At 32.3% G+C, this 12,962-nt stretch carries 11 protein-coding genes; 9 read left to right on the top strand and 2 right to left on the bottom strand.

Going from position 1 to position 12,962, the window contains the following annotated elements; genetic code table 11:
• Positions 1 to 149 precede the first annotated feature (149 nt).
• Positions 150 to 341, bottom strand: a complete 192-nt coding sequence (locus AAC855_RS20805; RefSeq protein ID WP_340612062.1) for a hypothetical protein — start codon at positions 339 to 341, stop codon at positions 150 to 152.
• 934 nt (positions 342 to 1,275) lie between these two features.
• Here AAC855_RS20805 and AAC855_RS20800 point away from each other — a divergent pair.
• From AAC855_RS20800 to AAC855_RS20775, 6 genes are all read left to right on the top strand, one after another.
• Positions 1,276 to 1,833: a hypothetical protein gene (locus tag AAC855_RS20800; RefSeq protein WP_340612061.1), complete on the top strand. Its 558-nt coding sequence runs from the start codon at positions 1,276 to 1,278 to the stop codon at positions 1,831 to 1,833.
• A 79-nt stretch (positions 1,834 to 1,912) separates the two neighbouring features.
• On the top strand, positions 1,913 to 2,938 hold the full coding sequence (locus AAC855_RS20795) for a hypothetical protein (RefSeq protein WP_340612060.1): 1,026 nt from the start codon (positions 1,913 to 1,915) through the stop codon (positions 2,936 to 2,938).
• Between the two features lie 96 nt (positions 2,939 to 3,034).
• Positions 3,035 to 3,898, top strand: coding sequence for an N-acyl homoserine lactonase (locus AAC855_RS20790; protein WP_340612059.1), 864 nt, complete (start codon positions 3,035 to 3,037; stop codon positions 3,896 to 3,898).
• A gap of 175 nt (positions 3,899 to 4,073) precedes the next feature.
• Positions 4,074 to 5,687 carry a hypothetical protein gene (locus AAC855_RS20785; RefSeq protein WP_340612057.1) on the top strand — a complete coding sequence of 538 codons (1,614 nt, stop codon included), beginning with the start codon at positions 4,074 to 4,076 and terminating at the stop codon, positions 5,685 to 5,687.
• 83 nt (positions 5,688 to 5,770) lie between these two features.
• A complete protein-coding gene (locus AAC855_RS20780; RefSeq protein ID WP_340612056.1) occupies positions 5,771 to 6,391 on the top strand; it encodes a hypothetical protein in 621 nt (206 codons plus the stop codon).
• 72 nt (positions 6,392 to 6,463) lie between these two features.
• Positions 6,464 to 7,030, top strand: a complete 567-nt coding sequence (locus AAC855_RS20775) for a hypothetical protein (RefSeq protein WP_340612055.1) — start codon at positions 6,464 to 6,466, stop codon at positions 7,028 to 7,030.
• A gap of 138 nt (positions 7,031 to 7,168) precedes the next feature.
• Here AAC855_RS20775 and AAC855_RS20770 read toward each other — a convergent pair whose 3' ends face one another.
• Positions 7,169 to 11,623, bottom strand: a complete 4,455-nt coding sequence (locus AAC855_RS20770) for an inverse autotransporter beta domain-containing protein (protein ID WP_340612054.1) — start codon at positions 11,621 to 11,623, stop codon at positions 7,169 to 7,171.
• A 264-nt stretch (positions 11,624 to 11,887) separates the two neighbouring features.
• Here AAC855_RS20770 and AAC855_RS20765 point away from each other — a divergent pair, with 264 nt between their 5' ends.
• The 3 genes from AAC855_RS20765 to AAC855_RS20755 are packed head-to-tail and all read left to right on the top strand — an operon-like array spanning position 11,888 to position 12,797.
• On the top strand, positions 11,888 to 12,400 hold the full coding sequence (locus AAC855_RS20765; protein WP_340612064.1) for an ISAs1 family transposase: 513 nt from the start codon (positions 11,888 to 11,890) through the stop codon (positions 12,398 to 12,400).
• The gene (locus tag AAC855_RS20760; RefSeq protein ID WP_340612053.1) at positions 12,373 to 12,636 is read left to right on the top strand and encodes a hypothetical protein; all 264 of its coding nucleotides are present in this window, start codon (positions 12,373 to 12,375) and stop codon (positions 12,634 to 12,636) included. Before AAC855_RS20765 ends, AAC855_RS20760 begins: the two co-directional genes overlap by 28 nt.
• Positions 12,540 to 12,797 carry an ISAs1 family transposase gene (locus AAC855_RS20755; protein ID WP_340612063.1) on the top strand — a complete coding sequence of 86 codons (258 nt, stop codon included), beginning with the start codon at positions 12,540 to 12,542 and terminating at the stop codon, positions 12,795 to 12,797. The genes AAC855_RS20760 and AAC855_RS20755 overlap by 97 nt, the downstream gene beginning before the upstream one ends.
• The last annotated feature ends 165 nt before the right edge of the window (positions 12,798 to 12,962 follow it).

Genomic DNA, 12,962 nt, shown 5'->3' with positions numbered 1-12,962 from the left:
GGGATGAAAAGACGACAAAAGTCGTCGACATCGCAGAAAATTTCAACTAACTTGTCCATGGCCTGTTCCTCCCCGGAGTAGTTTTAGGCTTTCACCAAAACTTTGCTCCTGGAACAGGCCTCTCGTCAATTTCTTATCCAAAATTCAGGTTAATTAGATAAAGTATAACAATTAATAAAATTATTAGCCGTTTCGTTACCATAAACAGGCTGATACTGTTCTATGATATTATCAGGATTAACACCAAAACTGGAGAATACAACAATGTGGTCATCACCAGCAATATCAACTGTTTTTACATTTTTAAGTTGAATTTGTTTCTGATTAATAATGTCAGCCATAATTAATTTTCTCTTATTTTGTTCATCAAATGAAAATAAACATCACAAATCCTATAACTCACCACATTAATCTTTAATTAAAATATAAAAACAAAAAATTAAAACTAATAAAAAAAATTATCACGTATAATGGATTAAATTACGAATAGAACAAACAAATGAAAATAAAGGATTATATAAATATAATATTTTCAGTTTAAAAGAAGTCGATTTTACACAACACTTTATTGCAACATCTCTTCATCTAGCTCCATCAACGAGAGAGTTGAAACGAAAAATAAAAGCACAAAAATACTATCCTAAACAGGCTCCGCTTAAAACCTCAGGGCATCGCTATGCTGCGGTCAAATCAGTAAAACCCAAGATCGTAACGTTGATTAAACAGTTAGCTTGTCAAGATTTAATCCCTAAGCAAACTGTCAGTTATCTTAAGAGGGAAAATAAAAAACAGAATCAGTATTGAGAATTGCCAGAAATGCATTGATAAAAAGCAACGCATTAGTGATTGGTAAGGCAATATTGTCGTAGGAGAAGATCATAAAATGCACCATTGGCCTTAGTTAAATAAAGTCATAATTAAACTTAAACTTAAACTTAAACTTAAACTTAAACTTAAACTTAAACTTAAAGATAAAGATAAAGATAAAGATAAAGATAAAGATAAAGATAAAGATAAAGATAAAGATAAAGATAAAGATAAAGATAAAGATAAAGATAAAACACAAGAAAGTATTCCCTTTGTTAAATTGCAATAATAACCATTATTTTTTATTATAGGATTTATCAATTTTATAATTGACTCTTTGAACCCATACCCTTATAAAAGGTGATTATTGATAATTTTTAATATCCATTAATAATTTTTGCATTTAATATTTTTTATATCTTACAATTAATAATCATGATGACTCTTAATTAATAAGGATATTTAAATATGTTGAATGAAAACATCTTAGCAGGTAGTAAACAAACAATAAAAACATCAACAGATGGTAGTATTCAATTTCCAGACAGGGGAATTTTCATTACTGATAAAGCATTAAAATTAACAATCACCGCATCAGAAAATGAAAATTTTTCAAGCAATTATATTATTGCCATTGTTACAAAAACCAATTGGCTAACTGTAAAAAGAAAGTCCATATCTACTATACATCTAGGCAATAACTCTGCTAAGGTAGTTATTTACTCCATAATTAGAAAAGAGAAAAAAAATATAGAAAAAAATAATGACACTCTTAAAACAAACACCTCAAGTCAAGATAGACCAAGAAAAGACCTTAATTATTCTGTCATAGACATAGATTTAAATACTTTAAGATTAATTCCTAAAAAAATTTATATTAAAATGCCCACCAGTCCAAACCTAGCAAGGTTAAACATTCCTTCCAATATATTGATATCAAAAGTTATAAAATATTTTACACAGAAGGGAATAAAAAAATCAACCATTAATATATCACCCAAAATAATGTCATGCTGTAAAAATTAATTATATAACTAATTTAGTTAAAAAAACATATTGTTAATTATGAGTAAATTAAATCCACCTTAACCAAATAGGAATAATTATGATAAATACAACAGATAGTTTATTAAGCCCTCCTTCATATCCACAAGCGATAGATGGAAAAATTGACTTGCAAGGTCAAAAAGATGGAAAAGCCAAATACATAATAATGTTAGTTCCACATTATAGTAATGAAACAAAATATGATAAAATTGTAGGGTATCTACAAGATACTTCTGGTAGTCACACTATAGTATCAATTCCTAAAATAATTAATGAAGATCCAGATAATTTTATTTCAGTCCTTTTTCCTATAGATGACTTTTCAAAAAACACTACTTACAGTGGGTATTATACTATAACAAAATTATTTTCAGGTAATAAAAGTAAATCTGAAAAAAAGGAGGTAACTATAACAAATGCTTATAAATCTGGAAACATTAGTAATACTGTAAGCGTTCCGCAAGCTACTGGTAATGATGGTGCTCTATTAACAAAAGATAATTATTATAGATTAGATGAATTGGAAATAATCGTTCCTATATACACTAATATGCAAGCAGGACAAGTTGTTCAAGTTTTATGGCAAGGCCCAAGAGATTCTTATTTACCAAGATATTCAACGGATACACAAGAAGTCAGTGAAATAAGTCCTTTAACATTTTATATACCTCGAATGCAATTTCTTGATGGTATTGGTAGTACGGTACAAATTTGGTTTACAGTTAAAGATCCAAATGATAATGATTATTCTGGAAAATCAGAAACTTTCTTTCTGACAATTGAAAAACAAAGACTTAATTTACCTGCACCAAGACTTTTTTATCGGGGTGATGGTACTATTCATGTAATTATTAAATACGATGGTATGAGTCCTCCCGATTCAGTAGAAGTAAGGGCTGTTGGGGTAACTACAACACAGTCTCCTTATAAACCAGTAGATGATCCACAACAAATGGGAGTCAAACTTAAAGAAAGTTGGGTAAATGAAAATAGAGGAAAAATAGTATTTATTGACTATGCAGTAGGAAGTATGATTCCAGGAGTAAGATACGATTTCTCTCGAATATTAAAACAAGTTTTATAATTATTAAATAAACATCCCCGCCGCAAGCGACGGGGAGTTAAAACCTGATAAATTAATAATAAAAGTAACGTATCTATAATTTGGGGACTCTAATTTATGAAATTATTCATAGAAAAAACAAGATTTACATTCACGATTATAGTATGTGTATTGTTTTTTATTAGTAATGCTAATTCAGATACTGGAGATACTATTGCCAAAAAATTAACTGAAAGATATCTTGATAATCAAACATATTGTGGAGATGATGGACTTCCAATATTTTTATGCTCTGGAATACTGATAAGAGGGACTCAGGCATCAAATGCGTATCATTCATGGAATCCAAGTCCAACGTCTGAAAGAAAAGGAAGTGTTTCATTTTCTTATCTAAGATCTGACCTTAAAAGTGTTCAACTAGAAATCGATCATCATAATGGTTATATTTTTTCTCCCTACCTTGACAATATTGATAAGCCTGAAAAAGTAAACCCAGAAATTCTCTGTTACTTTCCTGTTGATGGTGGTACTGATGCTAGAAATAATAAAGGGTGTGGTTCTTATCGAGGATATTCAGATTTGGGTTCTTGTCAACAACAAGGAATTACCACAGCAGAACAGTGGATTGATAATTATGTAAATGTGAATAATTCAAATCGTTTTGCTCAATGTGGTTTTGATGTGACTGGTGATGGTAGTGCAAATATCTTTATGCAAGGTATTAAAGTGAATTCACTTATGGATTTCGAATACAATAATGAATTAGCTATAGCTGTTTGGGAACAAGATATTCCAAATAAGTTGCCTATAGAAACCTTTTTTTATCAAAATGATGGATTAGAAGATGCTCAACATGATCAAAAAGATTATTATCAATCTACAGGCACAATACTACCTATTGTAAAAATAACATTCCCTTCATCACCTGATGAAAAAATAACTTTTGTTTATAATGAGGACGATCAAATTAAATTTAACTAAAATAGATAATCCCGATACTTGCAGCGGCATATTGATACGAAATCACCCGCATCACATTGTTCAGATTAATTTTATTCTTCGCAAGCGATGGGGAATTAAACCCAAAGAAATTAATAATTTTGATATCTGACAGTTAATAATTAAGATAATTTTTAATAAACGAGGATATTTAAATATGTTGAATGAAAATGCGATGATAGACCCTACTAAAAATATAGTGTTAGATGCTACTGAAACCATAACAGTAATATCAAATACTGGCGCAGAATTTCCAAGTAATAAAGCAACCTTTATTACTAGCCAAACCTTACAATTAAATATTACAGTTTCAGGAACAGCAACTTTTAAAAAACACGATATATTAACTGTTCACCCAGAAGATGGTTGGATGTCAATACAAGGAACACCCGCGACTAGTATAAACCTTAATACCTTTAAATCGGCTACTTGTATTATTAATGCTACAATTAGTTCAGATACATCATTTGTTGGAAAAACTAAGAAATTAACTATATCGACATCAAATTCAAATTATCCTCCAAAAGACCTTCAGTATTTTGTTTCAGATATAAATAATAATTCCTTATCTATAAATCTAGATAAATTTCATATCGAAGTACCTGATCAAGATAATGAACCAAGTATTGGTAATACTATTAGAGTATTGGCATCAACAATTGTGAAAGACAAAAACAATACGGGTGTAATACCAAACTTACCAATTAGTATAACAGTGGGCGATCAATCTACTTTATCATCAAAAGTTAAGTTAATGACTTATACTGGCAAAAAAATAACACCTCAAGCTAATCCATTCTCCGGAATCCAATATTTTAATTTAACTACCGACGCCAGCGGTAATTTACGCTTTTATGTATTTCCCCAACAAAAAGAGTCAACATTATTAAAATTACAGAGCCAAATAATTAGTGGTGATCTACAACCACCTAAACAACCTCTATTTATTTTAGACTCAAAAAATGCTCAATTTAGGGCACATCCAGCTCCTCCAGATATATTACAACTTAGTGGTGGTACTTTATCACCTATAAAAAATGAAACAAGTTTCAGTATAAAAATCCCAGAATACCCTAATCCCAGTCCTACGGATTATATTTTATTTATTCTTAATGGTGTAATACTAGAAAATTACACTCAAGTTTCAAATATAAATAATTTAGGGACATATCATTATCAACTTCCCTACTCTATGTTACAAATGTCAGATGAAGCAAATAGTTTCGGTTATATTCTTGCAATTGGGGATTTAAATATATTATATTCTGATAAAATTAGTTTCAAATATGAATGGGGTTCAAAAGGACCTGGTGACAAAGAAAGAACACTACATCTTCCTACGATATATTCTAGTTATGGAGTGGAGAAATCAAATATTTTACCCATGAACTATATAATTGATTTTACTACACTTAGTCAGTATATATTCACTGGAGCTGCTCTTTTTGTTGAAATTGAAGCTGACTCCAATGCTGTTGATAAAGTAAAGCCTGGAGACACTGTTACTGTAGAAGTAATTGTTGAATCATCTAATAGGGGACCTATACATCAGCCTTATACACTTACATTACCTGCTGCAGCTCATGGTCAAACCACATCAAAAGGGACTGTTAAAATTCCTTATGCATTAGTTGGAAATCTTGGCGCAGATAATGAAGATGGAGGATCAACCATTTTATATATCGATTATTATAAAGGGCCAAGCAAAAAGACTGGAGTATATAGTAAAAAATGGCAGGCATTTATAGACAGTCGCATGGCTGGAGGATAAATTAATTATTTAAATCTATTCCAAAGTAACTATAGTCATACTATAGTTACTTTTATTTTAATGTAAATTAATAGGATCTACTTATGATAAATATAAAAGATAACTTATTAATCCCCCCTTCATATCCACAAGCGGTAGATGGAAAAATTGATATACAAGGCCAAAAACATGAAACAACTAAATATATAATGATATTAGTTACACATTATAGTAATGAAAACATAAGTGATCAAATTTTAGGTCACCTAAAAGATACTTATAATGAGAATGTTATTATTAAATCAATCCCTAAAATAATTAATGAAAAACCAGATAATTTCATTCCAATATTTTTTCCTATAGATGATTTTTCAAAAAACACTACTTATAGTGGATATTACATGGTGACAAAATTATTATCGGGTAATACAAACTTATCTGATAGTTCAAAAGTAACCGTAGTCAATGCTGAAAAAACTGTACCACCTAAACCGGTTGAACTTGATCAAATAAATATTATTCTTTCTGACACAGTTAAGCTCTCAGATGGAAATTTAGAATTAAAAAGAGCTACGTATACTTCATATTATACAATAGAGAAACCAACATTTGGAGATAAAGTTGATTTTTATAATCCATCTATAGGGATAACTACATCTAGTAAAAAAAATGAGTACATATATAGTCGAATTGTATTGCGAGGTAGAAAAGGTTCTGATATATAATATCATAAAACCTCTTGGGTAAAAAAAAATGCTCAACATATGTTTCCATTCTTTTCCTATGATTATCCTAGTATGTATTTAAAAGACGTAATTGGTAGTTTTGCAACAATTTGGTTTGAAATCAAGAACGTTCTCCCAAACATTCTTCCAAATGTTTCTCTACCTAATAGTTTTGAATATAGAAAGTCAAAGCCAATAAAATTATTCGTTGAAAAACAATATATTGAGTTACCTCCTGCAGAAGTATATTATCAAGACTCTGACCAGACTGTTTATATTAAAATTAACTATGATGGTATGACAGTGAATCAGATAATACATTTAGAAGTTGGTGTTGGTATTATTGGTATTATTGGTATTATTGGTATTATTGGTATTATTGGTATTATTGGTATTATTGGTATAGGGTATCCGGATCCTTTTACTAAAGATATCACTGTAAATACTATAGAGCCCGTGTTTATACAAATTACAAAAGGCTGGTTAAGCTCTCAAATATTAACATCTAGTCATGAAGATATTAGCTATCTTCTTGATGTGGTAATTCAATATCATGTTATTACGGATTCAAAAATAAAAATCAATTATTCTAAAATAAAAATGGAAACAATTGATACAAGTGTATATTTTTTAATATAAAAAACTATATTATTAGTCTATAGAAAAACTTTCCTGAGACTATTATTAAGTGATATTCTTCAAGTATATTAAACAAATTGATTTAGTTTAATTAATAACCTTTAAATATTGCATTAATGGATCAACGCTATATTAATTTCATTTAATCATACAAAGTATATAACCTCCAACATCTGATACTGTACTATTACTTGTCGAGTTGAAAGATTCATGTACCCCCCCATCTAGAACATAAAATATTAGAGTACCTATATCTCTATCGCCAGAAGGTATCAAATTCCATTCACTTAATGTTGGAAATTCTGTCATCAGTGTAAGTGGTTTTTCACTTGCATCGTCAACAATATCATATAGATCTGGAGTAACTAAATTATGTGTTTCACAATTGTTATAACTATTATATTGATACCCTTGTACATTTGGATCTAAATAAAAATACCTTTTAACATCTACATTATAGAAGTATGATTTTTTTATACCATTTTTATTTGTAATTATAGCAGACAATTTAGCTTTCCCTACATTATTATTTCTATTAGGATCATTACCAAATGATATTTCACCAGCATTGTCAATAGAAGCTACATTTGAATTATTTGATAAAAATTTTATTGAATTTTCATTAGATTTAATTATATTCTCACCATCCGAATCTTTTAAATATGCACTTAAAGTACTAAAAGTATTAATAGGATAAGAACCAGAAAGATTTATATTTGTATTATCACTGTTAATTGAAGGGACTACATTATTAAATAAATACAGTTTAGCTTGCTTTGCTTCTGGAGAAAAATCTACATTATTACTAGTTTTACTTATACCCCCCCCAATATTTAACTTAACATTAACACCATCAATACCTACTGTACTTTTTAAAGATGCATATAAATATCCATCCTCATCCGTTTTATTAAAGTTATTCGGATGTTTGGAGTCTTGTTCAGGATAGTCTAAGCCTAAATCACTTGAGATATTTTCATAATTCCTAGACCATCCTTCTCCATCACTGAAATTAAATTCATGATTTTTAAGGGGCATGTTTCCTTGCAATATTTTAGCTTGATATATATATGCATTTTTTCCATTAGCAATTAGTGATTCAGGAATAGAAGTTGTAAATTTTCCATCAGAATCATATATACCAACCTCAAGACTTTCAATGGCTAAAGGAGGAGATTTGAATACAATTGGTTCAGTGCACTGATTCTTTTTCTGACTTTTATTAGATCCATCAATTGTTAGACACACTACAGAGCTAACATTAGGGAGAGTTTCTCCCTTAATACTCTTTAAGGTTGTTTCTAATTTCCCATCGGATACTAATTTTTCTTGCAAAGGATCCAAGGATAGCCCACTATTTTTAGTCTCTAAACTCCATGTAAAGTTAATTTTATCTCCTGAATATTTATTTTCATTTTCATCTAATATAGTTGCTATTATTTTATAATTATTCCCTGGGGTAACAGAACCATTATCAATAACTTTAACACTTTTAATTATTGGCCATACGAAGTCTACAGGAACTGCCGACTTTGTAGTTTCATCAATTGAAGCCATAACAATTATATTTGATACCGGAGTGGAATTTAAACTCTTAAGTTTTGCAGTTGCTTGACCATATTCACCTGTTTTAATTGAAATGGGCTCTAACTTTATATTTTTATTATTTTCTTTCAAACTCCACTTTACATATTTTCCTATTTCGGGTTTATTATCAAGTGTAGTGGCTGTTACTGTATAGATATATTCTTTGTAAACCAATTGCTTTTCTTTAGGGTCAGATTCAATCTTTATCTGCATTGGTTTAAAAGAAACCGCTCTTTTAGCATTAACTTTTTCTTGATTTTCAATGGATAGTGAAACCATGACATCCTTTATGGCCTGCGTACTGGTCAGTGTGGCTGTCAGTTGTCCGTTCTCATCTGTTTGTACATCGCCATCCATTCCCGACAAAATAAGCCCTTTAACATCTTTATCTTTCGTCCATTTCACTCCTGAAATGGTTTTCTTTTTGACTAAGCTATCATTATCTTGTTTATTCGCAATAAGAGCGGTGTACTGATAGTGTTGTTGGCCATCAGCAGTTATATCTCCTTCTTTAGGGAAAACCTCAAAACTCTTAACATAGTAATTTTTTGGATTATCAATAAAATTTATATTATCGATACACTTTTTAGACTCAGGCACGTTAACAATATTGACGCACACTGTAATACCAGTTATAGCTGGTTTATCCTCTGCACTTTGTAGTTTCACTCTTAATTTCCCCTCAGAGTCGACCTTTACTGCTCCTGAAGGAGGTGATAAAGATAGGCCTAATTTTCCCTGGTTTTCTGGCTCTGTAATACTCCATTCAAATTGAGTCTCTGGCTCCATATATGGCTTTCCATCAATATCAGACACCGTTGATATAAGTGCATAGCTTCCTCCTGGAGGAACTGTATCGTTTTTATTATTTAGTATAAATGGATCAAATGTCGGTTTATTAATTATCGGCCAGTCAAAATTCACGCCTTCTTTATCTAACCTAGTTTGACCATTAGTCATGATAGAAACGACGACTCCTTCAGCTTTATCTGTACTTGTCAATTTAGCGTTAGCTTTTCCATCTTCACCCGTTTTTTCATCCTGAGAAATAAATTTAACCCCTGTTCCATTTTTAATTTTAAATTCCCATTCTACTTTTTGCCCTTGTATTGGGTTACCATTGCCATCGGTAACCGTAACTGTATACATATAGCTCTCGTAAACTGATGCATTATTTGATTTTGGATTACGATCTAATTTTATATTTTCTTTATTGAATGTCACTGTATTTACTAATTTCTTAGGTTGGCCATCCATTATTAAATAAACCTTGACATCGCCGACATATTCATCGCTCGTCAAAATGACGTGATCCTTTTTTAGTAAATGCCCATTTCCATCTACTTTCACTTGATTAAATTCATTATCCGGATGAAACTTCAATTTATTCTTATTATCAAAAGGAGGTTCTGTTAACCATTTAACTTTATTAAAAGTAATATTTTTAACTAGTTGTAAATTATTAGATGTGTCAAATGTAATTTCAGGATCAAACGTATATCCTGCTTCTCCAGATGCTGGCAAAGGTCCCGACGGAGTATAGTTAGGAGAACTCCCCTCCTTTTTTTGTATCATAAAAGGTTTGACAATAACTTGTATTTGTTCTGCCTTTGTTTTCTCTTTATCAGTTAACTCAAAAGCAACAAAAACCGTGTAGCTATTGTTTGTATCTTGATTTCCCTCGGTTAGATATTTAGGAAAAGTAAGCTGGATGTTTCCTGATTTATAAGCAAGTTTACCTCCTCCATTTTTAAAAGCTTCTTCTCTGTTTCCAGTAATAGTCCAGTGTAAATCTTTAACTGGTGCATCAGTAAGAAATTTTACTGGGATATCAAATATGCCATCGCTATAACCCACAATTGTTTTTGGTATAGAAAACTTAGCAACCGGTACCTTCCGATGTTCAAGCACTATATTATTATTCCTTTCCACCAAATCATAACGGCTGCCTGCCAGTGTCCGCATTGATGCAACGTTATCCGGTGATAACTGCGCACTCAGCGGTACACCAAATCTGAGATTAAAATTTGTCAAGAATTGGGTTTCACTCTGCCCCCTCTCTCCTTGTTTATAATCCACGCCCATTGTTATCAGTGGAATTGGCGTATATGTCACACCCATTTTTGCCAGACTGGGATTTTTTTGCTTAGTTTTTCGGTTAAATAACGTCACGTTATCGCCGAAGTATTGCTCATAAGAAAATCTGCCTCCCAGATTAGGGTAGGCAGATAGGAAGAATTCTCCGTTAATGTCGTAGCCATTGGCGGGTCGTTCGTGATGCTCTTCGAAATTCCGCGAGATTTGCCAGTCACTTAAGCGGTAATAGCCGTTGGTGGAAAATTTAATATAATCGCCCCAAAGCTCTCCTCCTAATCCTACCCGCCTGTTTTTACCCGTAATGTCATAGTCATAAAAAGTATTCAGGCCATACATCCAGTTCGGAGAAAAATAACGCCCTCCCAAACCGAGATTAACTGTATTCCGGCTATCTTTATTGCGATAACCTAATTGAGAAAAAAACAGCCAGGCTGCTTGGTTATCATAAATAGGCAATAGCAGATCTATTGAGTTATTTTCCAGCCTGCCTTTTCTGTCAAAACCAAAGTTAATTCTTGCTGTACTCGATTGGGATAACCATTTTTGAGCTTCGGAAGAAATAGTACTGTTCACTTTACCCAAAGCATAAGATTTGGCTTGTTCTGCTAATTCTGAAGAGGATGATGACAGAATATTCCCTGCCATCTGAATATTTCGTCCAATAGCATCGGCATGTTCATATTCTGATGTATGACTTGTATTTCCTGTTCCGCCTTTTTTATCAGCTTCTGGAGTTAGAAATTTTTTACTTGATTCGGTTACTTGGGTGTCTGCATTATCTATATTGGATTTGATTGTTTTTTCATTAGTTACATACCCCTCAGCAAACGCATTCATAATGGTAGAAGGGATAAGTAACGTATAAAGGATCGTGAAAAAAACAATAATTTTACCAATATATGATGGCATATATAAGCACCCAAGTAGATGTTATTATTAGTTACCGTCTTTTGTTACTAACGCCACTAGAGTAAGGTTAGTTACCCAACTTATATATTAGAAAAATCTCCACACTACTCCAATAACTCTTGGTTATCGGTTGATAACGAAAAATTATCTAACTATACTTCTGTTATTTTTATCTATTTATTGATTAACGCTCAATTAATAAAAATAGGAAACTCTTTTATTATTAAGTAATGAAAGATTTTTATCAGGCAATAACTAAAAGCAATCACTATTATTTATCAAAAGGTAATCGATACCTTCAACGATGTTCTCAACCGACTCAATCCGCACAAGTTTAGCCATGCCTTTACCGCGTGGGTGACAAGTCTGGCTAACCTGTCCGAAGAGATTATTGCGGTAGACGGTAAAACTATGCGAGGCACACTGGATAAAGTCAGGGGTGTCCCGGCTATCCATTTGGTGAGTGCTTGGTCAATCGCCAATCAGCTTTGTTTTGGTCAAGTGAAAGTGTCGGACAAATCCAATGAGATCACTGCGATCCCCAACCTGCTGGACTTACTGGATATTGAAGAAGCAACAATCACGATTGATGCGATGGGTTCTCAGATAGCGAAGCAGATTGTGGCAGGTCAGGCGGATTATGTCTTGGCGTTAAAAAGCAACCAAGGCGAATTTTATCGGGATATCAAGCTGTTTTTAGATACTCACCTGGCCACTCACTTCAGCGGGATAGCACATGACCGAAACCGGTGTGTCGACGGGGATCATGGCGCATAGAACAGCGGCAAGTATGGCTGGTCAGTGATGTTAGCTGGCTGAAAGAACGGCATCCGCAATGGAAAACGTTGGGTGGAATTGCCGTGGTTGAATCTCATCGGGAAATCAAAGGGAAAACGGAGACGTATGAACGACGTACATCACCAGCCATCAGGCTAAGACCGCTCAATTTATCGCGTATGCAATACGCAGCCATTGGCATATTGAATCGAAATTACACTGGCAGTTGGATGTGAGTTTCCATGAAGACAAAAACCGCCTGAGAAGTGGTTACGGTGCAGAAAATATAGCCTTAATGAATAAAATCGCGTTAAACCTGCTGAAAAACGAGAAAACGGTTAAAGTCAGTATTAAAACCAAGCGACATAAAGCAGGTAAGATAATAGCTATATGCTGAAAGTCCTGATGATGGATTTTCCATCAGTATAATTTAGACCCGTTTGCCCTAAATTTAATATGTTAATCTATTGACTTTATAAAGCCAGCCTGATGAGAAACGCTCAGTTTCTCTGACCATAAAGGCGGAAATAACAACAGAGGATAAAGCGAATGGTTCTCGGCA

Origin of the sequence: Xenorhabdus bharatensis (assembly GCF_037996705.1) — a bacterium.
Classification (GTDB): Bacteria; Pseudomonadota; Gammaproteobacteria; order Enterobacterales; family Enterobacteriaceae; genus Xenorhabdus; species Xenorhabdus bharatensis.
This window is presented reverse-complemented; position numbering and strand designations above follow the sequence as displayed.

Excerpts from the sequence above, each read along its gene's own strand:
- AAC855_RS20785 (WP_340612057.1), top strand. The coding sequence starts at position 4,074 with ATGTTGAATGAAAATGCGATGATAGACCCTACTAAAAATATAGTGTTA.
- AAC855_RS20770 (WP_340612054.1), bottom strand. The coding sequence starts at position 11,623 with ATGCCATCATATATTGGTAAAATTATTGTTTTTTTCACGATCCTTTAT.
- AAC855_RS20800 (WP_340612061.1), top strand. The coding sequence starts at position 1,276 with ATGTTGAATGAAAACATCTTAGCAGGTAGTAAACAAACAATAAAAACA.
- AAC855_RS20790 (WP_340612059.1), top strand. The coding sequence starts at position 3,035 with ATGAAATTATTCATAGAAAAAACAAGATTTACATTCACGATTATAGTA.
- AAC855_RS20795 (WP_340612060.1), top strand. The coding sequence starts at position 1,913 with ATGATAAATACAACAGATAGTTTATTAAGCCCTCCTTCATATCCACAA.
- AAC855_RS20780 (WP_340612056.1), top strand. The coding sequence starts at position 5,771 with ATGATAAATATAAAAGATAACTTATTAATCCCCCCTTCATATCCACAA.
- AAC855_RS20775 (WP_340612055.1), top strand. The coding sequence starts at position 6,464 with ATGTATTTAAAAGACGTAATTGGTAGTTTTGCAACAATTTGGTTTGAA.
- AAC855_RS20805 (WP_340612062.1), bottom strand. The coding sequence starts at position 341 with ATGGCTGACATTATTAATCAGAAACAAATTCAACTTAAAAATGTAAAA.